18 protein-coding genes and 1 tRNA gene are annotated in these 25106 nt (G+C 45.6%); 3 read left to right on the forward strand and 16 right to left on the reverse strand.

Going from position 1 to position 25106, the window contains the following annotated elements:
* The first annotated feature begins 63 nt into the window (after positions 1 to 63).
* The gene (fabA, locus tag CWE08_RS04185; RefSeq protein WP_126765903.1) at positions 64 to 573 is read left to right on the forward strand and encodes a 3-hydroxyacyl-[acyl-carrier-protein] dehydratase FabA; all 510 of its coding nucleotides are present in this window, start codon (positions 64 to 66) and stop codon (positions 571 to 573) included.
* A 105-nt stretch (positions 574 to 678) separates the two neighbouring features.
* Here fabA and rmf read toward each other — a convergent pair whose 3' ends face one another.
* The 5 genes from rmf to rlmKL form a co-directional block, all read right to left on the reverse strand.
* On the reverse strand, positions 679 to 855 hold the full coding sequence (rmf, locus tag CWE08_RS04190) for a ribosome modulation factor (RefSeq protein ID WP_126765905.1): 177 nt from the start codon (positions 853 to 855) through the stop codon (positions 679 to 681).
* 171 nt (positions 856 to 1026) lie between these two features.
* On the reverse strand, positions 1027 to 2721 hold the full coding sequence (locus tag CWE08_RS04195) for a DUF3466 family protein (RefSeq protein WP_126765907.1): 1695 nt from the start codon (positions 2719 to 2721) through the stop codon (positions 1027 to 1029).
* 12 nt (positions 2722 to 2733) lie between these two features.
* Complete coding sequence (gene uup, locus CWE08_RS04200) at positions 2734 to 4656, reverse strand: ATP-binding cassette ATPase Uup (RefSeq protein WP_126765909.1); 1923 nt, start codon at positions 4654 to 4656, stop codon at positions 2734 to 2736.
* Positions 4653 to 4892: a glutaredoxin family protein gene (locus CWE08_RS04205; RefSeq protein ID WP_126765910.1), complete on the reverse strand. Its 240-nt coding sequence runs from the start codon at positions 4890 to 4892 to the stop codon at positions 4653 to 4655. The genes uup and CWE08_RS04205 overlap by 4 nt, the downstream gene beginning before the upstream one ends.
* Positions 4885 to 7044: a bifunctional 23S rRNA (guanine(2069)-N(7))-methyltransferase RlmK/23S rRNA (guanine(2445)-N(2))-methyltransferase RlmL gene (rlmKL, locus tag CWE08_RS04210; RefSeq protein WP_126765912.1), complete on the reverse strand. Its 2160-nt coding sequence runs from the start codon at positions 7042 to 7044 to the stop codon at positions 4885 to 4887. Before rlmKL ends, CWE08_RS04205 begins: the two co-directional genes overlap by 8 nt.
* A gap of 222 nt (positions 7045 to 7266) precedes the next feature.
* Here rlmKL and CWE08_RS04215 point away from each other — a divergent pair.
* Both CWE08_RS04215 and cls read left to right on the forward strand, forming a co-directional pair.
* Positions 7267 to 7343: transfer RNA gene (locus CWE08_RS04215), tRNA-Met, on the forward strand.
* A gap of 77 nt (positions 7344 to 7420) precedes the next feature.
* Entirely contained in the window at positions 7421 to 8851 is a 1431-nt protein-coding gene (cls, locus tag CWE08_RS04220) for a cardiolipin synthase (RefSeq protein ID WP_157981225.1), read from the forward strand.
* On the opposite strand, the gene CWE08_RS04225 is transcribed toward cls, so the two are convergent.
* The 11 genes from CWE08_RS04225 to CWE08_RS04275 form a co-directional block, all read right to left on the reverse strand.
* The gene (locus tag CWE08_RS04225; protein WP_157981226.1) at positions 8834 to 9382 is read right to left on the reverse strand and encodes a cell division protein ZapC domain-containing protein; all 549 of its coding nucleotides are present in this window, start codon (positions 9380 to 9382) and stop codon (positions 8834 to 8836) included. The genes cls and CWE08_RS04225 overlap by 18 nt on opposite strands.
* 137 nt (positions 9383 to 9519) lie before the next feature.
* A complete protein-coding gene (locus CWE08_RS04230; protein WP_126765918.1) occupies positions 9520 to 10533 on the reverse strand; it encodes a quinone-dependent dihydroorotate dehydrogenase in 1014 nt (337 codons plus the stop codon).
* On the reverse strand, positions 10533 to 15377 hold the full coding sequence (locus CWE08_RS04235) for an NAD-glutamate dehydrogenase (RefSeq protein ID WP_126765920.1): 4845 nt from the start codon (positions 15375 to 15377) through the stop codon (positions 10533 to 10535). The genes CWE08_RS04230 and CWE08_RS04235 overlap by 1 nt, the downstream gene beginning before the upstream one ends.
* A gap of 129 nt (positions 15378 to 15506) precedes the next feature.
* Positions 15507 to 18119, reverse strand: coding sequence for an aminopeptidase N (gene pepN / locus CWE08_RS04240; protein WP_126765922.1), 2613 nt, complete (start codon positions 18117 to 18119; stop codon positions 15507 to 15509).
* A 55-nt stretch (positions 18120 to 18174) separates the two neighbouring features.
* Entirely contained in the window at positions 18175 to 19635 is a 1461-nt protein-coding gene (gene nhaC, locus CWE08_RS04245; protein WP_126765924.1) for a Na+/H+ antiporter NhaC, read from the reverse strand.
* Between the two features lie 25 nt (positions 19636 to 19660).
* A complete protein-coding gene (locus CWE08_RS04250) occupies positions 19661 to 21043 on the reverse strand; it encodes a sodium-dependent transporter (protein ID WP_126765926.1) in 1383 nt (460 codons plus the stop codon).
* Between the two features lie 156 nt (positions 21044 to 21199).
* Positions 21200 to 23275, reverse strand: a complete 2076-nt coding sequence (gene prc, locus CWE08_RS04255) for a carboxy terminal-processing peptidase (protein WP_126765927.1) — start codon at positions 23273 to 23275, stop codon at positions 21200 to 21202.
* An 11-nt stretch (positions 23276 to 23286) separates the two neighbouring features.
* Positions 23287 to 23988, reverse strand: a complete 702-nt coding sequence (proQ, locus tag CWE08_RS04260; RefSeq protein ID WP_126765929.1) for an RNA chaperone ProQ — start codon at positions 23986 to 23988, stop codon at positions 23287 to 23289.
* Between the two features lie 4 nt (positions 23989 to 23992).
* A complete protein-coding gene (locus CWE08_RS04265; RefSeq protein WP_126765931.1) occupies positions 23993 to 24295 on the reverse strand; it encodes a hypothetical protein in 303 nt (100 codons plus the stop codon).
* A 4-nt stretch (positions 24296 to 24299) separates the two neighbouring features.
* Complete coding sequence (locus tag CWE08_RS04270) at positions 24300 to 24785, reverse strand: GAF domain-containing protein (protein WP_126765933.1); 486 nt, start codon at positions 24783 to 24785, stop codon at positions 24300 to 24302.
* Between the two features lie 4 nt (positions 24786 to 24789).
* On the reverse strand, positions 24790 to 25104 hold the full coding sequence (locus tag CWE08_RS04275; protein ID WP_126765935.1) for a YeaC family protein: 315 nt from the start codon (positions 25102 to 25104) through the stop codon (positions 24790 to 24792).
* Positions 25105 to 25106: the final 2 nt, after the last annotated feature.

The following is a 25106-nucleotide window of genomic DNA, read 5'->3' on the forward strand; positions in this document are numbered from 1 at the left end:
CCCACACTTAAAACTTTACCCTTGGTGAATATCCCGAGGGTTTTACTGCAAGGTACGTTGGATATGCAATCAAGTTATACACGAGAAGAGCTACTTGCCTGTAGCCGTGGCGAAATGTTCGGGCCGGGTAACAGCCAACTCCCCGCTCCTAACATGCTGATGATGGATCGAATTACCATTATGGATCCTGAAGGTGGCGAGCACGGATTAGGCTATATTGAAGCAGAGCTCGATATTCACCCAGATTTGTGGTTTTTCGCCTGCCACTTTCCTGGTGATCCGGTAATGCCCGGTTGTCTTGGTTTAGATGCCCTATGGCAAACGCTTGGATTCTTTCTTGCATGTTCCGGCGGCCCAGGCCGTGGCCGCGCATTAGGGGTAGGCGAAGTGAAATTCACCGGGCAAATCTTACCAACAAACAAAAAAGTGACCTACAAAATTCACATGAAACGTTTGGTCAAACGCCGGCTTTTCGTGGGTATTGGCGATGGCACCGTAGAGGTGGATGGGCGAACCATTTACGAAGCAACAGATCTTAAAGTTGGCCTATTTACAGATACTTCAGCGTTTTAATCGGCTAACTGCGCTAGTACTTCGGCCACTTTATCCACGAAGTATGCTTATAAAAACAAAGCCCCCGTCGATACGGGGGCTTACTATTTCGTTGTAACCGCTATTTTATAGTCGGAACAAGCCATCAGTTCGTGCTTCAATGGCATCACGCCAGCCACCTAGCCACTCTGAACGTACATCGCTATTTTGATAGGGGCAATTCTCTTTCGAACGCCCGGAAACACCAGCTTTAAATCCCTGAGAGTGGGCACGTTCCATGCGGTCACGTTTTTGTCTTCTCATTATCACTACCTCACTTGTGCGTTAATCTACCTTTGTACACGAACATTTTTGTGCTCGTACTATATGGATAGTTACAAAATGAAGAAAGTTCAATGAAAAAACCCGATTGAGAGTGCTTTTAATGATTAAAGCGCTGACAATCGGGCTGTTTTTTCAATAGAACAAAAAGTGCTATTTAAGTGCTTTTCTACGGCGTAATGAAATAATCGCTATTAAGCCTAAAAAACCAAGCCACAGCGGATGCGTTGAAGCACCTTTGCGTTCCTGCTGAACTTCCTCTACTTCTGGACAACCAGTCTCGCTACCATCTGGGCTGAGTACCAGAGTACGCAAACGAGCAGCCTCTGTGGGTTGTCCGTCTTCATCAAGTTCAGAAACACGTATTGCTAATGCAGCTATTTCACCTGAGTTATTGATGTCTATTGCATCTAGAATTGTGTAACCACTATCGCAGCCCAAATAGGCATTGAGATTAACAACAGTATCGGATGCAATATCATACATAAAACCGGCTGAACGCCGTTGCCCGAAATTTGATGCATCGATTTGAGCAACACCTACTATTTGCCCTTGGTTATTAATTGACCGTGGTTGCCAATCTGAATCCGCAAAAAAGCCGGTAGGATAAGTGGGTTCACTCGGGCCATTGGTAAGGTCCATGTAGAACATACGTTGCCGGGTGCTGCCATCAATAAGAAGGTTGCTAAAGCCCACAGCCACATTGTTATCATTTATAGCAACGGCAACCGAACTATTCTGGCCAGATAAATCTTGCAGAATATTGATTGCGCCCTCTTCTGTAAATTGAGTAGCACGGCTAAATGTTCCACCTTCAACTTGCCGTTGCGAAACACCAATAATAACACCATTATTGTTTATGTCGTTGGCAACACTGCGGTAACGCAGGGTATTGAACACATCCTCTGCATCCGCTTCTTTATCGAAAGCTAAACCTAAACGCCCTTGCTCCAAAACATTACCCTGGTTATCAAACGACCAGCGATAGGCTTCCTCCACCGCTAACGGCGTTGCGGCTCCAGGAATCCCGCTGCGCGCGAACCAATACCGGTGCAAACAAGCCTCCACCGGTTCTTTGTAAATAGGTTGGCCATCCTCATCAACTTCTTCGTCAGTTGTACACTGGTTATCAAAGGCATCTTGCAAGTTAGCGCCGTTCTCAACCGCTGCAATGCCCACAGCCACGTTGTTATCGTTTATCGCGAATAAACTCGCTGTTCCGTTCATAACCAAGCCAGGCTCACCGGTAACTAACCGGTAGTTCGTACCGTCGGTCCAAGCGCCTTGTGGAAAAGTACTACGAACATGAAAGCGAGAAGGCTCGCCTATGTTGTCCTCAGCTTCAATCCACTGAAATGCAGGAGCAGATTGCCCAACAGTAATGCCTTGGTTATTCATGTCCAACACCCGAAAGCTCACGCTATCCGTGCGCAAACCTGTTTCATTATCTAAGGTATCAAAGCCGTCTAACTCTGTTATCCCGCTGCTACCGTAGAAAAAACCAAGCTCATTAGCCAAATGTTGAAACTTCGGATTACCGCCAACACTATTAATTAGGTAGTTACGGACTTGGCGATACTCACCGTCCGTTAGGTCGTCGAAATTCTCGATATTTTCAAAAACTTCAGGATCGAGCAAATCCAAACGAATATTTTGATCCCGAAGATCCGCCAGCTGGCCAACAACTTGGCCACTATCATTAATAGCCCGCGGCGAAGTGTGAATAGCGCCTGGAACAGCACCTATATCAGTAACTTGGTAGCCACCGGTTTCTGCTACTGCACTGTTCACGGCGATTGTAGAACCGAGAAGCGCGGCAACTACGAGAGAAATCTTTGTTTTGCGCATTCAATTACCTTGTTATAAGTTTTCTAAATAATCCCAACGTTCCAAAGCTTGCATCAACTCAGTTTCAACTGTTTCTGCCCGTTCTGTAACTGGTAACGTAACGGTCACTGGTTGACGAAAAAATTCAGGGTCATTTAATTGTTGTTGCAATTCATTAAGCTCTTGCTCTAGCGCTTCAATTTTACTGGGAAGCAGCTCAAGCTCGCGTTTTAACTTGTATGATAACTTGTTAGCTTTCTGACCTAAAGAGGGCTGCTCGTCAGAGTGCTTTTTATCCGGAGAAGTTCCCTGCTTTTTAAGATTTGCCTGAGGCTTATTCAGCTTTTCGTTTTTAGCTTGCTGATACACCCCTACTTCGTGGAAACCACCAAAAATTTCAGTTACTAGCCCTTCCCCTTCGAATAACAACACCGAGGTTGCCGTATTATCAATAAACTCACGGTCATGGCTCACCACCAATACCGTACCTGGATAATCCACAACCACTTGCTCAAGTAATTCTAGTGTATCAATATCCAAATCATTGGTGGGCTCATCGAGGATAAGTAGATTACTTTCTGGCAACAGAATTTTTGCCAACATCACGCGATTTTTTTCACCACCGGAAAGCGCGCTCACTGGCATTTGTGCCTGTTGCGGGGAGAATAAAAAATCTTGTAAATAACTAAAAATGTGCCTCGTTCTGCCACGATGAGTAACTTCTTTTTTCCCTTCAGCAACATTATCGGCAATAGATGCATCTAATTTCAATAACTGCCGATGTTGATCGAAATAAGCCACTTGCAGGTTTGTACCCTGCCGAACCGTTCCTTCAGTAGGCTGTAAATCACCCAGAATCAGCTGAATTAGGGAACTCTTCCCACAACCATTTGGGCCAACAAGCGCCAATTTGTCACCCCGTTGAATCATCAAATCGAGGTGTTCAATTAAACGCTTTTTACCAAAGGCTAAGCTGATATCTGTGGCTTCAAACACTAGTTTGCCGGAACGCTCGCCACTTGCTTGTTCAATTTTCACCGAGCCTTGCACCTTACGCCGTTGCGAGCGTTCTTGGCGCAGCGCTTGCAAGGCTCGTACACGGCCTTCGTTACGAGTTCTTCGCGCTTTAATGCCCTGGCGAACCCACACTTCCTCTTGTGCTAGCTTTTTATCGAACTCGGCCTGTTGTGCCGCTTCTACCTCAAGTAACCGCTGCTTTTCTTCCAAAAACGCATCATAATTTCCCGGAAAGCTTGTTAACGTACCGCGATCCAAATCAACAATACGAGAGGCTAAATGGCGAATGAACGCCCTATCATGGCTAATAAATACGAGCGCCCCAGGAAATTCACTGAGCATATTTTCTAGCCACTCAACCGTTGCTACATCAAGGTGATTAGTAGGCTCATCAAGTAGCAGTACATCGGGTTGTGTTGCCAGCGCCTTGGCTAATGCAACACGCCGAAGCCACCCACCTGAAAGGGTATCCATTGCTGCATCGCCATCTAGATTTAAGCGCGATAATACCTGTTCAATGCGAGTTTGCAGTTGCCAGCCATCATTCGCTTCAATCTTAGTTTGAATACGCATCATTTTTTCAAGCAACTGCTCATTACTTGCATCAACAGCAATCGCCTCACTCACTGCTTGATAATCAGAGAGTAACTTACCCGTTTCCGCAAACGCGCCGGCTACATAATCAAATACCTTGCCTGGAGTGCGCGCTGGCGGGTCTTGTGGAAGCATAGCAACCCGAGTTTCGCCCACAGAATGTAGTTGCCCATCATCAAGAAGAATATCTTTATTCAGTACTTTTAACAGGCTCGATTTGCCAGCGCCGTTGCGGCCAGTAATACATAGGCGCTCGCCCTCTTCTACAATCAATTCGGCATTATCTAAAACCGGTGCGGTGCCAAAGGCAAGGCGGGCACTACTTAATCTCAGCACTACACTCATAAACTGAGGAATTCCTGTAATTTAATTTCGGCAAAAGGCCACTTCATTTCGGCATCATCCGCAGCCCGCACTAAAACCGGTACCAAGGTTGCATATTCTTGCACTAAAGCTGGATCGCTAGCGATATCAACTACATTTAATTGAATCGGTTCATCAAGCTTTTGTGCGTAAATCAGTTGAATCGCTTGCGTGCACAAAGGGCAATGTTCTTTCATTAATAAATAAAATTCAGGCATGAGTAAGGTACCAGCAATAATGAATGGCACGTTGTTTCGTGAAATCTAAAGGGATGCTCGCGCGGGTTTTATCATTCGCTACAAATCCGGCTGCTGCCACAGCTTGCTCATCTAACTTAAAACCACGCTTATTGTTGGTGAAGATTATCAAACCACCCGGCGCTAACAACTTCTTGGCTTTGCTCAAAACCTCAACATGATCGCGTTGCACATCAAATACCGCATCCATCCGCTTTGAATTTGAAAACGTTGGCGGATCGATGAAGATCAAATCCCATTGCCGTGGCGGAGTATCCGCAGCGGTTGCAGTTAGCCATTGTAAACAATCGGCTTGCTCAAACTCGTATCGATTAATCGTTAAAAAGTTTAAGCGAAAGTTATCGCGAGCCCAATTCAAATAGGTTTTCGATAAATCAACGGTGGTAATTTCTTTGGCGCCACCTAAGCCCGCATGCACTGAAGCCGTGCCCGTATATGCAAACAGATTGAGCACGCGCTTATCTTTCGCTAACTTCTGGATATCTCTACGAACTAAGCGATGATCAAGAAACAGGCCAGTATCCAGATAATCAGTTAAGTTGACCAAGAACTTAGCGTTGTACTCCTGTACTTCAATGATTTCGCTATCGGTTGACACCCGCGTATATTGCTTTTCGCCTTGTTGCCGTTTTCGTTGTCGCGTAAAGATACGATCTGGGCTTACCGGCAAACTATCCATAACCGCTTCTAGAATATGCCACCAACGTTTCACCGTTACCTGCTCTGGAATATCTTTCGGTGCTGCATATTCTTGCACTACCAATGAACCGGCATAGTAATCAATGGCAGCATTAAACTCGGGAAGATCCGCATCATAAACGCGGAAACAATCAACGCCCTCTTTATTAACCCATTTACTGCGTTGCTTCCAATTTTTACTCAACCGATTACTCAATGCAGCCACTTCCGGCCGAGCAAACTCATCTTGTGCATCGGTTAAATCCATAATCGCAAGCAACACTGAAATGCCACCATTGTTCAGCTTGTATTTCTTTTCCGTGCGCATTCGCATTGCTTTGATCATTGCTTCGTCGGGTGCCAAGATGGCGGCTTTCCAGCCGCGTATTCCTTGCCGTAACTGGCGGCCGAAATCACGATAGAACAACCACGCGCCCAACTCACTACCAAGCCGCTCACCGTAAGGCGGGTTGCTCAGTAACAAACCGGATTCGGCACTTTTGTACCGCTTGATTAACCAAGGGGATGCCGCATCACCCTCTTCAATTTTAATTAAATCTTCAAAACCCAATTGCCGAATATTTTGATTTGCCGCTTGCACCACACCAGCATCGCTATCAACGCCATGAAATACGGTTTTACATGCAGCTAAACCAGCATCAAACCGTTGCTTTGCCTCTGCTTTCACTTCGTTCCAAACAGCGGCTTTGTGCCCACGCCATGCATTAAAACCCCATTGCGTTCGATTCAAGCCAGGCGCACGATCAGTAGCCAACATGGCAGCTTCAATTAACAGAGTACCGGAGCCACAGGTTGGGTCGGCTACCAGTGCTGGCCAATGTTCCACTTCTTTTATTGCCGGTTTATTCATACCCGCACGAACAATTAACGCTGCGGCGAGTGTTTCCCGAATGGGTGCCGCCCCTTTCGCCTGGCGGTATCCTCGTTCGTGCAATCCGGTACCTGCTAAATCTAAGTACAGAGTTGCTAAACCTTTGTGCAGGTAGCCTTGAATGTTTATCTCTGCTTGCTTTGATTCTACCGTTGGCCGCCTAGCACCTACTCTGCGAAAGGCATCCACAACGCCATCTTTTATTACTTGTGCAGAAAATTGTGTATTTCGTAATGTTTCGCTAGTGCCGTTAAACCGCACTGAAAAGGTGTTACGTTCGTTGAAAACTTCTGGCCATGGATAGTCAGCAGCTGCTTTTTCTAACTCGAAGCGATCATGCACTTCGGCTTCCGAGAGTTTTAGTAATACGCGGCTACCCAAACGCGACCACATGCATAAGGTATAACCTAAGCGGAGATCACCGGAGCAAGTAACGCCTGAATTCGTCAGTTGTATTTCTCTCCCACCGAGGGTTTCAATCTCAGCTGCGAGCAATTCCTCGAGGCCACGCCCACAAGGTAAGAAAAATTTTAAACTATCCATTAAATCCATTCATTCCAAAAGCAAAACGCAAAAACGCGAGGCGGAATTATAGCGTAGATGCGCACGGATGTCTGTGTTGATTACAGTTAAGCCGGTTTCGAGAAGCTCGAGATATTTGCGGTAAAATCATACGCTTTGCTGATTATTTAAGCGGTTGAGCATTATTCTGTAATCTGTTGTTGCATTGCCAGCATTCACTGGTAAGATACGCCCTCAATCGGACGCGGGGTGGAGCAGTCTGGTAGCTCGTCGGGCTCATAACCCGAAGGTCGTAGGTTCAAATCCTGCCCCCGCAACCAATCCGATGCCTTTCAATTGTATTTCCGTTAGTAACTCCCTATAGTATGTCTATCCCTCATTGGATGAAGGCATCACTGTGCAAATATCTGATTTTTTGGTTATTTTCTATTGGTTACTGATTGCCACTGTATTTCTTCGCATCATTTTCAAACGCCGACCTGTAAGTTCTTCGCTTGCGTGGGTATTGATTATTGTGGTGTTCCCTTTCCTTGGTGTCATCATTTATCTTCTCTTTGGTGAAATTCATTTAGGCAAACGCCGAGCCGAACGAGCGGAAGCGCTACGTAAGCCATTTTTAGAAAACCTAACGAAATTTTTGCGCGCCCAGGAAACACCTGAACCTCCTGGGCACGCCGCCCGAGCGATCTACCAAACCATGCATAAACGAGATGGTATTGGTGGTTTAAGCTATAAAAACTTTTCCGTATTAGCCGATCCAGATAGTATTTTTGATCAGTGGTTGGCCGACATTCAGAACGCCAAGCGTGATATTCGTATGGAATTTTATATCTGGCATCCACATGGGCGAGTAAAGGAGATCACCGAAGCTTTAATCGCTGCAGCTAAACGAGGCGTGAGTATCGAAATTCTAGTTGACCATGCCGGTAGCTGGGCGTTTTTCATGTTTAATGATGATTTAAAACGGATGCGCGCTGCGGGCGTAAAGTTATTACCATCTTTGCCGGTTAATCTATTTCGTAATTTTTTCCGCCGGGTAGATCTTCGTTTACACCGTAAACTCATTGTTATTGATCACACCACTTGTTATACCGGCTCAATGAACATGGCTGATCCGCGGTATTTTAACGCTCGCAAAAAGTTCGGCCCTTGGATTGATATTATGTTGCGCTTTGAAGGTGCTGCCGCTTTTGGTGTCTCTAAGGTGTTTTCCTGGGATTGGGAATTAGAAACTGGCGAGCGCAATTTTCCACAATTACATACAGAACTTGAAGTGAGTGACCAGTGGCTCTCAATCATTCCGTCTGGCCCCGGCCAAGGTGAGGCGGTGATGCATCAAATTATGCTTTCTATGATTCATCGAGCAAATACTAGCATCACCATAGCAACGCCCTACTTTGTTCCTTCCGAGGCTATATTCGATGCGTTGTGCCATGCCGCCCAGAGAAATGTGCAGGTTTGTATTTTGCTACCGAAAATAAGTGATTCAAAAATAGCCAGTTTTGCCAGTGAATCCTTTTATAGTGGCCTGTTAGATGCCGGCGTAGAACTTCGTTTATTTGAAAAAGGTTTGCTGCACACAAAAGCAATGGTTGTGGATAGTGAACTAGCGATGGTAGGTAGTATGAATATTGATATGCGGAGTTTACAACTGAACTTTGAACTCTCTGTAGCTTTGTATAACGCAGATAGTTGTAAGCAAGTGTGCCAGTTACTCTCAACTTACAAACAGCAAAGTAGTGCCATTGACGTCGACGCTTGGCACGATCGACCTGGTTACCGGCGAATGGCAGAACGCTTTATGTATTTTTTAAGCCCACTGCTGTGAACTGAAGGAGCCTTTCCGTTGAATCGGATGACGCTGTGATTCTTGCAAGCGATCGTTTAGAACGCGAGTGACTTCGAAGCGCTGCATGGTTTTAAAACCACCAACTTCAAAACTTTCATCAACTAACATACATAGTGAACAGCGTTCATCTTTTTCGATGATCAAGAAATCAGCTTCGGCAGTTCCGGAATTCAAAGAACAAAAGAGGTAATCGTCTGGCCAAGCTTCATTACCACCGAAGTTGCCAAATTTGAAATACCAGCTCTGTGGCAACATGAGTTTACCGAAACGAACCAGCGCTGTGGCATGTAAGGCTATATCAAACTGCTCGTTGCTAGATAAAGCACTGTATGAATCTAAATAATCGGCAAAGTTTTGAAAGGTTTCGGCATCATCCATGGAGAAAGATACTTGCTGGGGTAAACGATCACGCAAAAACGAACGCTTGAAGGATAAGGTTTGCGTAACCTTTTTACCCAAATCAATTGCTAGTTCGTCTGAATCCAGTAAGCGCCACTGCCAATTCTGCATCGGGTACTCGTCCATTTTGTTACAAAGCGTTTTTGAGTGCCGGAGGCGAAAGTAATTGAACCTAAATGAGCCTCCAAAATCATCAATAAAACTCCATTTGATGATTCAGCGCCGATATTAAGGCTTTCTAGACTAGATTACAAGCTGTTAACAATTGATTTTATGAGCGCGGGGCCCTGATAAATAAAGCCAGTGTAAATCTGTATGAGTTGCGCGCCTGCATTAAGCTTTGCGTGAGCCTGCTCAGATGACCCTATACCACCGGCACCGATGATCGGAATCTCTTCCGGTAAGGCTGCACGTAACCATTTTATCGTTTCCGTGCTTTTATCAGCTAAGGGTTCGCCGCTTAAGCCCCCAGCTTCATTAGCAACAGGATCATCGTCTACCGCGCTTCGGTCTAGTGTGGTGTTGGTCGCTATCACCCCATCCAATTCATGTTCCACAATGGCATGCGCGAAACCACGCACTTGTTCCTCAGTCATGTCGGGCGCAATTTTTACTAGTATTGGAACATACCGCAAATGCACGTCAGTGAGTTCCTTTTGCTTTGATTTCAACGCACTCAATAACTCGCTCAAATGAGTACCCTGTTGAAACTCCCGTAAACCCGGTGTGTTCGGCGAAGAAATATTAACCGTTACGTAGCTCGCGTGTGGATACACTTTCTCTAAACAATACAGGTAATCTTGAACGCCTTGGGCATCTGGCGTATCTTTATTTTTGCCAATATTGATACCCAAAATACCTTTGAAACCAGCCGCCGAAACTCGTTCAACAAGCGCATCAACGCCCTCGTTATTAAAGCCCATGCGATTGATTAAAGCCTTGTGTTCAGGTAAGCGGAACATCCGCGGCTTTTCATTTCCGAGTTGCGGTTTTGGTGTAACCGTACCAATTTCGATAAAACCAAAGCCCAGAGCAGCCAAGGCTTTTATACACTTACCATCTTTATCCAAACCTGCGGCAAGCCCTACCGGATTTGGAAAGGTTAGGCCCAAAACGTTTACCGGTTTCACCGGTAAACGTTGGTAGATTAGTTTATGTAATGGCCCGGAATTACAGCGCTGAAGTTGGCGCAGAGTGAAATCGTGGCTCCACTCTGCATCTTGGCTAAACAGCGCTTTACGAAATAATGGATACAGCTGCATTATTGATTGATACCACATTTCTGGCCAAGCAATGTAAGTTCGCGCAGTGCCACCGAGAACTTCGCGAACTCGTGGCTCTTCGTTGTTTTGAAGTCAGCCAAGGTTTGCTTCCAACGCAGAACATAGTTACGGTTTGCCTCTAACCACGCCGCTAACATTGCATCGGCATCGGTGCCCTCTTCTGAGTACTTCAGTAAGGTAACCGTGAGTAACCGTTGTTGCCAATCCAGTTCTTCACGGAATGCAGCTCGGGCTAATGCCTGCCAATGGTTCGCAACCGGTTGCTTGTTCACTTGATCGAGGAACCAATGAATTTGAATCTCGGCGCCTAAACGGAAATAGCTTTCTGAAACCAAGGATATCTTCTGCCCCGTTTCATCGGCTACTTCGGCAATATCCATTGCTGAGAACACAGTGCTCAAGATACTAACTTGCTGAGCTAATTTCGCCGGTACACCCTGCTCTTTTAACTTCTCAATGTTTGTTTCAATTCCAGATTTCTCCGCCTCAGACATGTAGTTCAAGGCATTCTTCTGCAAATCATCAAAAGCTTTCTGGTAGAAATCAATATGCTCTTGAATTGAGTTGAATTTCGGATTCCGATGACGCAAGAACCAGCGCGTAGCTCGCCGCACCATTCTCCGTACCTGGAACAAAATTTGGTTTTGCACGTTTGCTGGAATTTTATTATTCAGTTTTTCAACTTCAGCCCATATCTTCCGGCTCGCAAACACCTCACGTGCAATGATATAAGCAGCCGCAATCTCAGGCACCGAAGCGCCTGTTGCTTCTTGTTTGCGGTAAACAAAGTTCGGCCCCATATCATTAACAATGTTGTTCGCTAACTTAGTGGCAATTATTTGCCCCTTCAACGGGTGATCGTTCATCGCATCGCTAAACTGCTCTTGTAATTCGCGAGGGAATGAGGCAACCAGCTCTTTAGCGTGAAACGGGTCGTTAGTAATGTCATCAACTACTAATTCCTCTTTCAACACCATCTTGCCGTAGGCATTTAGAACTGCCAACTCCGGCCGAGTTAGCCCTTTACCTGAAGCTGTTCGTTCCGCCAAATTATCGTCATCAGGCAAGAACTCTAACGCCCGATCCAGTAGGCCTTCTTTCTCCAAATGATGAATGAAACGCTGCATCTCTTTAATTTGATCCGCACCACGCATCAGGGTAACCGACATAGATTGTGTTTGCCGATTACAATCATTTAGAACAATTTCCGAAACCTGATCCGTCATATCAAACAATAATTTATCGCGCTGCTTCTTGGTTAATTTGCCCGATGTAACTAAACCGTTGAGAAGGATTTTGATATTTACTTCGTTATCCGAACAATCTACGCCACCCACGTTATCGATGAAATCAGTGTTAATACGGCCACCTTGCATGGCAAATTCAATTCGCCCTAGCTGGGTGAAGCCTAGGTTGCCACCCTCACCAATAATTTTGCAGCGTAAATCTTTCCCGTTAATCCGCAGTGGATCGTTCGCGCGATCACCAACTTCCGCGTCAGTTTCTTTGCTACCCTTCACATAGGTACCAATACCGCCGTTCCATATCAAATCAACTTCCGACATCAACAAAGCACGAATCAACTCGTTCGGTGCCATGCTGCGCTTTTGTGTACCCAGCAAACGCTTCATTTGGGTGCTAAGTTCAATTGATTTAGCACTCCGTGAGAAAATACCACCGCCTTCACTAATCAACGATTTATCGTAATCTTCCCAACTAGAGCGTGGCAGTTGAAACATGCGTTCGCGTTCTTTGAACGATTTTTTGGTATCTGGCTCTGGGTCGATGAAAATGTGCATGTGGTTAAACGCTGCCACAAGTTTGGTTTTCTCCGATAGCAACATACCGTTACCGAATACATCCCCCGCCATATCGCCGATACCGATACAGGTAAACTCAGTTTTCTGACAATCGATACCCATCTCGCGGAAATGCCGTTTCACAGATTCCCATGCACCGCGCGCGGTAATGCCCATTTTCTTGTGGTCATAGCCCACAGAACCGCCAGATGCAAAGGCATCGCCTAGCCAATGGTTATATTCTGCAGAAATACCATTAGCGATATCAGAGAAAGTAGCCGTACCTTTATCTGCTGCTACTACTAAATAAGGGTCATCTTCATCATGGCGTACAACATTTTCTGGGTGAACAACCTCACCTTCAATGATGTTATCGGTAATATCTAGAAGCGCGCGAATGAAGGTGCGATAACACGCCTTACCTTCTTCAAACATCGCCTCGCGCTCTTCCGGCAATTGCTTACATACAAAGCCACCCTTGGCGCCAACCGGCACAATAACCGTGTTTTTCACCTGTTGCGCTTTTACTAGACCTAGCACCTCAGTACGGAAATCCTCGCGCCGATCCGACCAACGCAACCCGCCTCGTGCAACTTTACCGCCGCGTAAATGCACACCCTCAACACGGGGCGAATACACAAAAATCTCATACTTCGGCAGCGGTAATGGCATCTCTGCTATTAACTCGGGAAGGAATTTCACAGAAACGTAAGGCTTCTCGTTGCCATCGGCATCAAGTTGGAAGAAGTTGGTGCGCAGCGCCGCCTGAATTAAATCCAAATAACGGCAAATAATACGGTCATCATCGAGGCTCGATACGTTCTCAAGTTCAGCCTGAATTTTAGCCACCAAGTTTTCAACTTTTTTGGCAACACCCTTCACACCGGGTTCAAATCGGGTGTAAAACAACTTCACTAACAGCTTCGCAATCTTGGGATAGCGCGTGAACGTACTTTCTATATAGCTTTGGCTGAAAGTAACGCCAATTTGGCGCATATATTTGGCGAACATGCGTAAGATAATAACGTGGCGGCCTTCCATACCAGCGCCTAAAATCAACCTATTAAAGCCATCATCCTCGTAATCACCCGACCACACTTTCGCAAAGGAATTTTGGAAGTTATCCCGGCTTCCATCCAAATCAAGTTTGCCTGCGGTGTGGAGCATAAAGAAATCTAACACCCAAAAAACATGGCCATTCGCATCTTTTATTTGATAAGGGCTTTCGTTGATTATACGTAAACCAAAGTTCTCCAACATGGGCAATACATCCGATAAATGAATTGGCTCATCACGGTGGAATAACTTTAATTTAACTCGGTTTGAATCATCCTGAACTTCTTGCGCGCGATAAAACAACATACCTAATCGGTGTTCATCATCAAGGGCTTCAAGTTGATCGATATCAGCTAAGGCTACTGCGGGTAAAACTTCTTCTTTGTAGGCGCGCGGAAAGCCCTCGGCATATCGGCTCATAAGCTCTCGAGCCTTTACCTCACCTTTGCTAGTAATAAGTAAACTTTCAAAATTATCTTCCCAGCTCCGCGAAGCTTCGGTTAAGTTTTGCTCAAGTTCTTTCACGTTAATTTCCTGTCCACTGTCTTCTACGCGCACAATGTATTGTGTTCTTGCAAGTGCTGATTCTGAGAAGTAGGTTGTAAAATCAACCTCTTCTTTGCTACCCAATGTTCGGGCTAGGATCTTCTGTGTTTTTATTCGAAGAGCCGTGTTATAGCGCTCTTTAGGTACATAAACCATAGCGGTAATGAAACGGCCAAAAATATCGCGGCGAAGAAAAATCCGGGTAATATCACGCTCTTGAATCTGGAAAACTCCCAACGCAGTTTTCAGTAGATCTTCGATGCTGCTTTGCACTATTTCATCACGCGGATAGGTTTGCATGATATTCAAAAGTGCTTTACTCGCGTGAGTACCTCGAGCATATCGAGAGTTAGCTAATACGGCTTCAACTTTATCTTTTACTAACGGGATATCCATCACACTATCGTTGTAAAAGCTTGCCGCATATAGACCGATAAAGCGATCTTCACCAACCACCTCGCCTTTTTCATTAAAGCGTTTAATACCAATGTAATCGGAATGCGCCGGGCGATGCACCCGAGAGCGCGTATTCGCTTTGGTGAGCAACAATATCTCGTCACTGGAGAGTGCTGTACTTCGCGCCAATTTACCCATCGCCGAGAGCTGGCGGGGTTCTGAACGTTCGCTATTCTTTAATAAACCGAGGCTACTACCCTTATCTTGCACAATCTCATAGTCGCCTTCAGTTGCTTTCACTGAATAGCTACGATAACCCACTAAAGTGAAATTATCGTCGGCTAACCAAGAGAGAAAACGTTTGGCTTGCGCAAGTTTCTCTTTCGCTCCGGGGAATTTGTTGTTCTCTAAATTTTTCGCAATATCGGCAAGTTTTTCACGCATTGGCTGCCAATCACTTACCGCTAGTGCAACGTCATCCATCACTGACACCAACTCTTCTTTCAGTGCCTTGCGCGCACCTTCATCACTCTGCCTGTCAACCTCAATCAAAAATACGGTATCAGTTTGCGCATCTTTATCGGTTACTCCGGAAGGTAAAATTTCACACACGCGCTGTTGCTCACACCGCCGATGCACAAGTGGTGCGTGCAACAATAGCTGGGAGTTTATTCCCAAGCGATTCAACGCCATGCGCACTGAATCAACCATAAATGGCATATCGGTTTGAATAATTTCAATAATGGTATGAGGTGATTCCCAGCCATATTGGCTTACGTCTGGGTTATATACTTTTACTGTGGCTTTCGTATTTGATTCGTATTCATTAAAACTGTGCCAAAGCCCAACGATTGCGCCATAAATGTTGCTGTAATCGCGGCCCATCAAATCGTCCCGCGAAACATTCCGGTAGAGGCGTTGAGCGAACTCATCGACAAGCGGCGCGCTCTCTTTAGAAAGTTTTTGATGGATGGTTTCTGATACTTTTTCGAGGATTACCGGTATTTGCGTATTAACCGATGCCATGGTGATTAATCCTTGTCTGCAGGCGAAAAATAAATGGCTGGCCAACCGTTTACAACGGTCGGTCTTAAACATTTATATTGTCGGCCTTTAGACAAGGAAAAGCAACGTATAAGCAGCTGGTGCGAGGAGTTAATTATCCGTTAAGGTTTGATTCACCTTCTCATATAGGTCTGGTGCTAAATTCGGTAGTTTACTCAAACTCACTAGCTGCGATTTCAACATAGCCTGCTGGTTCTCTGGTAACCTGCGCCATTTCAACAATGGCGAGAGCAATCTCGATGCTACTTGCGGATTACTAGCGTTCAAACGCTTAATGGCCGCAATCATAAATTCATAACCAGCGCCCGAGCTGTGATGTAGCTGCCCAAGATTATGAGTGAAACTTGCGAGCAAGGAATAGATTCGATTCGGGTTACCCCAATTAAAGGCCGAATGTTCAGTAAGTTTCTGTATTTTACTTACTGTGCCACTGATAGGTGCAGTTGCTTGCGCCGCTAACCATTTATCCATCACTAAGGTTTCGCCCTGCCACTGCCCTGCAAAATCAGTGAGTAATTCCGAGGCTATCGGGTGATTGGCATGAACGGCTGCCTGTAGTGCTCCAAACTGCAGTGTCATATTGTTAGCTGCCTTGAACTGTGCTTTTAAAGCGCGCTGAATCGATGCATCTTCCGGCAACAGCGCTAAAAAACTAAGTGCCGTGTTACCGAGCATGCGTTTGGCAATTGTGCTCGAGTTCAGCGCATTTGAACCTAAATCAACTTGTTGCCAGGCTTGCATTAATTCCGATTGCAAGGATTTTGCCAAAGCTAGCCGTAATTCCGAAACCGCCCGGCAAATCGCTTCTACAGGAATAATATCGTACTCCTGGCTCAAGGCCTCTTCACTTGGAACCTGCAATAGTAAAGCATTCATTGCCGGATCCGAGTTTTCATCGGCGAGCGCTTTTTGTAATACTGCGATTAAGGCCGGCGTTAAAGCAACTGCCGAGTTATCCGCAACAGCGGTATGTAATGCGCCAAAATATAATTGTTGTACCGCATCCCATCGTAAAAATGGGTCGTTACCGCCAGCAATAATGGCGAGATACTCAGTTTCCGGCCGGGTAAATTCAAGCCTAATTGGCGCGGAAAAATCAGCTAATAGGCCAGTTACAGGCTTCTCATTCACATTATGAAACTCGAACACCTGCTGTTGCTCTCTCAGTTCAAGGATTGTCGTTGGTTTATCTGCGCCAAGCAGATGCAATGCCATTGGTTCGCCACTATTGGAGACAAATTCAACGCGTAGCGGAATATGGAATGGGTGCTTCACTTGTTGCCCAGGCGTGGCCGGCGTGCTCTGTGTTAAGGTTAACAAATAAGTTTGGTTTTCTGCGTTATAAGTTTCGGTTACTGTTACTCGTGGTGTGCCTGCCTGTGAATACCAATTACGAAACTGCACCAAATCAAGGCCGCTAGCATCTTCCATGGCTTTTACGAAATCCTCACAGGTTACAGCTTCACCATCATGGCGTTGAACATATAACGCCATGCCCTGTTGAAATTTGCTTTCACCAAGTAACGTGTGCAACATGCGAATCACTTCCGCGCCTTTGTTATACACCGTTACTGTGTAGAAATTATTCATTTCTACCACTCGGTCTGGCCGAATCGGATGCGCCATAGGCCCTGCATCTTCTTCAAACTGGTGGGTACGAATAATACGTGCATCTTGAATCCGATTTACTGCACGCATCCCCAAATCAGCACTAAACTCCTGATCTCTGAATACCGTTAAACCCTCTTTCAGGCTTAACTGAAACCAATCACGGCAGGTAATTCTATTGCCGGTCCAATTGTGAAAGTATTCATGGCCAATTACTGATTCTACATTTAAAAAATCTTGGTCGGTTGCAGTGCTACTATCGGCAAGCACATATTTCGAGTTGAAAATGTTCAAGCCTTTATTTTCCATCGCTCCCATATTGAAGAAATCAACCGCCACAATCATGTAAATATCGAGATCGTAAGTAAGGTTAAAACGCGTTTCGTCCCACTTCATGGCATTAATAAGTGATGCCATTGCATGCTTCGCTCGCGGCAAATTACCCTTATCCACGAAAACCTGTAGCAATACCTCGCGATTCTCTTGGGTAGTAAAACTATCTTCTAATAAATCGAAATCACCAGCAACGAGAGCAAAAAGATAGGCTGGTTTTGGATGCGGGTCATGCCAGGTTACGGCATGCCGCTCTCCCGATTGATGTTCCGCGGTTGGATTGCCATTGGCTAATAGATATGGATGCTCAGCCTTAGTTGCGTTCACCGTTGTGGTGAACACCGAGAGCACATCGGGACGGTCTAAATAATAGGTGATTTTACGGAAGCCTTCAGCCTCACACTGGGTACAAAATGTGCCCGCTGATTTATAAAGCCCTTCCAATGAAGTGTTCCCTGCCGGGTCGATCAGAGTTTCCACTACCAGCTCAAAGCGTTCGGGCACGTTCGGAATAATCAACTGCTTATCCGTTTGCGAGTACTCATCTTCGCTTAATACCCGACCGTTAATAGCGAGAGCCACCAGCTGCAAGTTCTCACCATCGAGTTCCAAGCTTGCGCCTTCAGTTAAACACTCGATATCCATCCGGTTTAACACTTCGGTGTGATGATCATCGAGATGGAAGTTCAGCTCCGTGGTATGAATTTTGAAATTTGGTGCAGAATAATTTAGGCGATATTTTGCTTCAGGCGAATGGCTCATAGTTCTTCCTTACAAAAACGCAGGCCGGAGCCTGCGTTCATTTAAAACGAATAAATTACGCGGTTGCTGTGTTTTTATCATCTAATTTCAAGATTTTAAAATCAGTGTAGGCATAAATGATGGTTAGCATGGGAACCAATAATAAGAAGAAGGCAAATGGTGCATAGTGCAATGGATATACTCCAAGCACCGAGAACATATACGCACCACATGTATTCCATGGAATCAACGCAGAAGTAATAGTACCGCTCGATTCCAATGTGCGCGAAAGAACACGCGGATCTAATCCAGCTTCGGCATATGCCTCTCGGTACATTCTGCCGGGCAAAACAATGGCCATGTATTGATCCGCAGTTAACACATTAGCGCCAAAACAGGTAAAAACGGTTGCCGTAACCAACGAACCGGTTGATTTTACCAATTTCAAAATGCCACGAATTAATTTCTGTAATGCGCCGCTGGTTTCCATTACTGCACCAAATGTCATGGCGCTGATAATCAACCATACCGTGTTGGTCATGCTGGCCATACCGCCGCCACTGATCAAAGAGCTCAGTTCAGAGTTTTCCGCTTCAATCGCTACACCGTTGGCAAGCGCAAGCCACACCACTTCAATGGCTCCTACCAGAGCATTCGGCCTTTCGCTATTTGCCAAGGTTGCGATCACATCACCTTGGAAAATCAACGCCCAAAGCCCGCCCACAAGAGCACCAATCAAAATAGAAGGTAATGCGGGCTTTTTCATTGCGGCAAGAGCAAAAAGAATCGCCAGAGGAACCAGCATAATAGGGCTGATATTAAAGATATTACTCAACTCGTTTTGCATCACTTGCAAGGAATCCAAATTAGCCTCCCCACCAGCACTAAAGCCGAGTATCAGGAAAAGTAAAATGGAGATAGCTAATGCAGGCAATGCCGTCCATGTCATGTAACGAATATGAGCGAAGAGTTCTGTGCCGGCTACAGCGGGTGCTAAATTTGTAGTATCTGATAAAGGCGACATTTTATCACCGAAATACGCACCCGAAATAACTGCACCTGCGGTAATAGGAAGCGACAAGCCCATACCGGTAGCAACACCGATCAAGGCGACACCAATAGTAGCTGCGGTTGTCCAAGAGCTCCCGATAGATAGCGCTACTATGGCACAAATGATACAGGCCGCAGCGTAAAACCAACTCGGGCTTAAGAGTTCTAACCCATAATAAATCATTGTGGGAACAATACCGGCCAATAACCAAGTACCGATGAGCGACCCCACCATTAGAATGATCAATATGGCACCCAAGGCCACCGAGATACCGGAGGTAATACCGTTTTCAATGTTTTCCCAACGATGGCCATTTTGGAAAGCAATCAAGGTTGCAATAGCGGCTGCAATTAATAAGGCGATTTGGTTTGGACCATAAGAGGAATCTTCGCCAAATAAATAAACTGAGCTACTCAGCATCACTATAAGAGCGAGCAAAGGCAGTAGCGCCTGCAAATACGAGGGACGTTTTGTACTAACCGTCATAAATAATTCCAGTAATAACTAATAATTAAAAGTTAAGAATGCCAAGTAACTGCAAAAAGATACAAATAATCGCTACTGGCGCTAAGTACCGAACACAGAATTGCCAAATTTTGTATCCAGTTTTGCTCATATTTAACTCTTCTTCAGTGAAGCGTGTTTTCATCACCCAGCCCGTAAATACTGCGGCCATAAACCCACCTAGAGGAAGTAAAATATTTGATGCTAAATGATCAATAGCCGCAAAAATACTATCGAGCTCCTTGCCGAAGAAATTCCATTCAAGTTGCGCCCAACTGGCGCCACTTAAAGAGAATACCGTTGCTAAACTGAGTGTCCAAAGCACCGCACCCGAGGTTATTGCAGCATGCCAACGCTTTAAACGCAGCCGTTCTTCGGCAAAGGCTACTGAAGCCTCAATCATTGCAATGGCGGAGGTAAATGCCGCGAGTACTAACATCACAAAGAATACGGTGGCTACCAGCGTTGTAAATGGCATATTGGCAAACGCAAGCGGCAATGTTTGGAAAATCAAACCGGGCCCCTCGCTCGGTGTTAACCCAAATCCAAACACGATAGGAAAAATAGCCAAGCCAGCGATTAAAGCAACCACTGTATCGGCGATAGCTATCCAAATTGAAGTTCTTACGATTGAAGCACCTTTTGGTAGGTACGCGCCATAGATGATCATTACGCCAGACGCTAAACTAAGCGTGAAGAAAGCGTGCCCCAGGGCGATTAAAGCGCCCTGCGTTGTTAAAGCAGAAAAATCGGGATAAAACATAAACGTAAAAGCAGCACCGAAATCACCAATATGCGCGGCATACAGAGCGATTAGCACTAAGAGGCCAAGTAACAAGGGCATTAGATAAGTTACAGCTCTTTCTAAACCACTCTTAAAGCCCTTGCCAACAACAAGAACGGTGGCAGCAATTAATACTGTGGTGTAGAACAATAACTCAGGCGCAGAACTAACCATTCCACCGAAGGTTGCTGACACGGATTCAGGTGTTGCTCCAACAAAGGTTCCACTCACGCTTTTTACGACATAAGAGAGTGCCCAGCCGGCAATCACCGCATAAAAAGTAAGAATAATAAAACCGGCACTTAAACCCATCCACCCAGTAATTTGCCAAGCTGAACTAACACCCGATTCACGCGCTAGTTTAGCCGCAGCGTAACCTGGGGAGTTGCGGCCTCTTCGCCCAATAAGCACTTCTGCCATAAGAACAGGCACACCAATAAGGAAGATAAAAAGCAAATACAAAAGTACGAATGCACCGCCACCGTTCTCACCCATGATGTACGGAAACTTCCAAATATTTCCGAGCCCAACAGCGGCAGCAGTAGCAGCGAGCACAAAAGAAAAATTACTCGACCAGCGATTGTTTGTAGAACGTTCTATTGTCATAAAGCGAGTACCGTTATTGTTATGGTTTTTCGGCAATATTAATTTGATAGGTTGCTAACTTACAAATAAGGGCCTGCAACGGCAAGCCCTTATTTCAAATTACACTGATTTTCGGGTTTTTTTTACAGCAAAAAGGAATCCCCAAATGAATCGCAACTAATCGTTGCGTACATTTCGAGCGCCACCACTCATGGTGTGCACGTAATCGGCTGCTACTTCAATAGCCTCTTGTAAGAACACGTCTGGTGAGCGATATTCTTCCTCAACGCCATCGATTGATTCAACGGGTTCGAGCCCTGCTTGCTGCAAACGCAAGTTGATGCGCTCAAGATTTCGGGCTTGCTGCGCCTCGGTTTCAGCCTCTCGCTCAGCACGCACTAAGGATATCGACGTACGCTCGCGCATCGTTCGGTAGCGCTCGACATCTTCGGCAATAAACGCGAACTCTTTGTCGTTCTCTATTCTAAGTTTGTGCTCATTAGCTAGTTTTTCGATCAATTCATTGTTCACGAAATTAAAAGCGCGGAACTGTACAGGCTCAATTTGATCCCAAGGTAGTGCGTTATCTGCACGGCTCTCACCGAATTCTTCTGGGTCAATCAAGCTCGGAAATACAATATCGGGCACCACACCTTTGTGCTGTGTAGAACCACCATTGATGCGATAGAACTTGGCCATGGTGTACTGCACACTGCCCATCGGGTTGCTGCCTAAATCAAAGCGACGTTGTAAACCACGGTGCTGCTGTACAGTGCCTTTACCGAAGGTGTTCTCGCCCACAATTAAAGCACGGCGATAATCTTGTAAGGCAGCGGCAAAAATTTCTGAAGCCGATGCACTAAATCGATCCACCATCACAACCATGGGGCCTTCATACACAACCGCAGGATCCGGATCACCGCTCACATCAACACGGCCGCTACTTTCGCGAACTTGAACGACAGGCCCTGAAGGAATGAAGAGGCCAGTAAGTGTTATCGATTCACTTAGAGAACCACCACCATTACCGCGCAAATCAACAACCAAGCCCTCAATATTCTCATCGCCATTCACTTCAGTTAGCAAACCACGAACATCATCGGTTAGATTATTATAGAAACCTGGAATGGTAATCACAGCGAATTTATCACCGGTATCACTGGTTTCGTAGCTCAATTTCGCTTCTCTATCTTCCAGCCGAACCTCTTCGCGAACGATTTCTACCGATTTTGGGGCGGCACCGGAACCATCACTTTCTTTTAAAATTTGCAGGCGAACTACACTGCCCTTTGGCCCTTTAATAAGCTCAACTACATCATCTAAACGCCAGCCAATCACATCTACAAAATCTTGGTCGCCTTGGGCAACCGCAATAATTCTATCATTTGGATTCAGTTCATCTGAGCGCTCGGCAGGGCCACCCGGGACTAACGAGCGAATTACGGTGTAATCATACTCTGCCTGCAATACAGCACCGATTCCCTCCAGCGATAGATTCATGTTTTGCTGAAATCTTTCAGCGTTACGAGGCGACAAATAGCTTGTATGCGCATCCACGCTTCGCGCAAAAGCGTTCATCACCGATTGAAACGCATCTTCACTTTTGTGTTGGGTAATTTGTTGTTGTGCAGAACGGTAGCGGCGCTCTAGATTTTCAATGATTTCTTCCGGTTCACGCCCAGCTAACGCAAGGTTAAGCGCGTCATTTTTTACCCGAAGGCGCCAAATATCATTTAATTCCTCTTCACTTGCCGCCCAATCTGCCTCAGTTCGATCAAACTGATATTCCGCACCTTCTTCATCGAAACTAAAATCATCATCAAGGTTGGAAACTTCTTCTAAGGCGAACTGAAAGCGCTCAAATCTACGTTCTAAATTTTTCTGGTGAATAGCAAAGGCTACCGCTAACTCACCTTCTACCAGCGCTTCATGAAAGTTATCACGATGCTCCTGAAAGCTTTCTATATCGCTTGCTAGCATAAACATGCGGTTGTAATCGAGCTGCTCAAAGTAGCGATCAAAAATTTGCCGCGACATTTCCTCATTAAGCTCAACGTTACTGTAGTGATACCGCGTGAAATAAGCAGCAATTCGGCGACTGGCAACTACATGTTGCGATTCGGGTTGCAGCTTCGGTATATCACTAACACTGTAGCTTTCGTCATCTTGCGCGAAAATTGATGCGCTAAAAAAAACCGCGCTCGTTAACAACGCAAATACTAAAGCTACTCGTTGTACAACCTGCTTAATCATTCATACTCCTATCAAACGCTGAACAATTCAGTTATTTGAACTCTAACCGACATTCCTGTCGGTAACTGAACTTGCGCATCGTTTTTATCAATTTCAGTAATCACACCAGTGACTGGAAAGCTACCCACTTTTATTTGCACGGATTGCCCAATCTGCACCTGTGCCGGTTCAACCACTTGCAACGGAGCTTCGGTTTTTGGCTTATTCGCTTTTTCTGCTTTGCCATGCTCTGTTTGCGTATTACGGCGAGTTTTTGCTTTTGGAGCTCCCCGCCCCCCTTTCTTATCCGTTCTGACACCATCTTGCGCGTCTTTGTTCTTAGCTGCACGAGCTTTTGTCGCAGCAGCTTTGCTTTCTGCCGCACGCTCTGCTCTTTTTGCTTTTGCTCGTGCTTGTGATTCGGTTAATTGTAACTGTGCATGCTCTTCGTGATCGGTTTCTACTAAGCCCGCATCATTGCCATCTAAATCAACTCGCTCAACCCCTGCCTTTACGGCACGTAAATAACGCCAAGAGCCTGTGTACTGACGCAAAGCGGAACGCAAACGTGTTTTACTAACCTGCTCATCGTTTACTAATCTCGCTGCTAAATCATCAAAAATACCAATCTTTAAGGGTCGCGCCTCTCCTTCAAGGGTGAAGCAGTTTGGAAACTGTGTTGCCAAATATGCAATCACTTCTTTACTGGTGGAGAGTTTTGCCGTGTTGTCCATTTAATTAACCTTCATCGAGCTGTTCGTTTTGGCCATCTTGTTCTATTCGATGTACCAAGTGAGTTATATAATCTTCTAATTCATCAACTTCTGTTTCAATAAGGCCGAGCTCTCGAACCCACATCTCAGAAATTTCAACAACCAGTTGTTCTATTTTTTCTGAATTCCAATAATCGCTTGATTCAGCCTCACGCACCAGGGCATAAAGCATAGCGTTCAGATTATCAGCTGCCTGTTCAGCATCATCTTCAAAGAATTCCATGTCATGAATGGAAACCAAGTAAGGCCGAACATCAAATGAATCCATGCCGCTACCAATTCAAATCAACGAGCAGCGGCAATAAAGCTGCAAGCCCAGCTTCATCCATTGCGGTGAATCGATCTGTGCTGGGGCTATCAATATCCAATACAGCTACTGTTTTACCATTTACTACAATCGGCAATACAATTTCGGAGTTGCTCGCTGCATCACATGCTATATGGCCAGGAAACGCATGCACATCGGCAATGCGTTGAATAGTTTGGCTACTCGCCGCGGTTCCACACACCCCTTTACCAAAAGGAATACGCACACAAGCCACTTTCCCTTGGAATGGGCCTAGCACGAGTTCTTCACCCTCGGTGAGGTAGAAGCCTAGCCAGTTTAAGTTATCAAGTTGCTCATACAGAACTGCGCTGATATTGGCCAAATTAGCGATGAGGTTTGGCTCATCAGCCACGAGCGCCTGCAGTTGCTCCTTGAGGCTTTGATAATGCTCGGCAGTACCTTGTTGATTGGGCTTTTCGGTTACAAACACTGATTCACTTCTCCGTATCGCTTTCGCTGTCGGCTGGGTTATTTACTTTAAAACGCGCTATGTCGTTAGCTGTACGCATTCGCAGTTCCGCGCGCATGTCGCCTTTGGTTTTGGTAACCAGTTCGCCGGTAGGTGAAATAGTAAAATGATCATCTTGTTGCAGCCGTTTCGCTTGATAAACCATAACTAGTTCCATCGCATTTTCGAGTTGCGTGGCAGTTAGTTTTTGCCCATCGGGCCAACGCCCGGTTTCAACTGCAGTTTTCATCCGTTCATAAATTTCTGGGGTCATCGCCCTTAAGGCGTCTTCATACTGCATAG

The sequence above is a fragment of the Aliidiomarina iranensis genome, assembly GCF_003987135.1.
GTDB classification, from domain to species: Bacteria; Pseudomonadota; Gammaproteobacteria; order Enterobacterales; family Alteromonadaceae; genus Aliidiomarina; species Aliidiomarina iranensis.

What these genes read in the sequence shown, in the direction of transcription:
- CWE08_RS04275 (WP_126765935.1), bottom strand. Translation starts at nt 25,104, where the DNA reads ATGCAGTATGAAGACGCCTTAAGGGCGATGACCCCAGAAATTTATGAA.
- CWE08_RS04265 (WP_126765931.1), bottom strand. Translation starts at nt 24,295, where the DNA reads ATGGATTCATTTGATGTTCGGCCTTACTTGGTTTCCATTCATGACATG.
- proQ (WP_126765929.1), bottom strand. Translation starts at nt 23,988, where the DNA reads ATGGACAACACGGCAAAACTCTCCACCAGTAAAGAAGTGATTGCATAT.
- CWE08_RS04250 (WP_126765926.1), bottom strand. Translation starts at nt 21,043, where the DNA reads ATGACAATAGAACGTTCTACAAACAATCGCTGGTCGAGTAATTTTTCT.
- pepN (WP_126765922.1), bottom strand. Translation starts at nt 18,119, where the DNA reads ATGAGCCATTCGCCTGAAGCAAAATATCGCCTAAATTATTCTGCACCA.
- CWE08_RS04235 (WP_126765920.1), bottom strand. Translation starts at nt 15,377, where the DNA reads ATGGCATCGGTTAATACGCAAATACCGGTAATCCTCGAAAAAGTATCA.
- rmf (WP_126765905.1), bottom strand. Translation starts at nt 855, where the DNA reads ATGAGAAGACAAAAACGTGACCGCATGGAACGTGCCCACTCTCAGGGA.
- prc (WP_126765927.1), bottom strand. Translation starts at nt 23,275, where the DNA reads ATGATTAAGCAGGTTGTACAACGAGTAGCTTTAGTATTTGCGTTGTTA.
- uup (WP_126765909.1), bottom strand. Translation starts at nt 4,656, where the DNA reads ATGAGTGTAGTGCTGAGATTAAGTAGTGCCCGCCTTGCCTTTGGCACC.
- rlmKL (WP_126765912.1), bottom strand. Translation starts at nt 7,044, where the DNA reads ATGGATAGTTTAAAATTTTTCTTACCTTGTGGGCGTGGCCTCGAGGAA.
- fabA (WP_126765903.1), top strand. Translation starts at nt 64, where the DNA reads ATGCAATCAAGTTATACACGAGAAGAGCTACTTGCCTGTAGCCGTGGC.
- CWE08_RS04225 (WP_157981226.1), bottom strand. Translation starts at nt 9,382, where the DNA reads ATGCAGAATTGGCAGTGGCGCTTACTGGATTCAGACGAACTAGCAATT.
- CWE08_RS04230 (WP_126765918.1), bottom strand. Translation starts at nt 10,533, where the DNA reads ATGCAGCTGTATCCATTATTTCGTAAAGCGCTGTTTAGCCAAGATGCA.
- nhaC (WP_126765924.1), bottom strand. Translation starts at nt 19,635, where the DNA reads ATGACGGTTAGTACAAAACGTCCCTCGTATTTGCAGGCGCTACTGCCT.
- CWE08_RS04205 (WP_126765910.1), bottom strand. Translation starts at nt 4,892, where the DNA reads ATGCCTGAATTTTATTTATTAATGAAAGAACATTGCCCTTTGTGCACG.
- CWE08_RS04195 (WP_126765907.1), bottom strand. Translation starts at nt 2,721, where the DNA reads ATGCGCAAAACAAAGATTTCTCTCGTAGTTGCCGCGCTTCTCGGTTCT.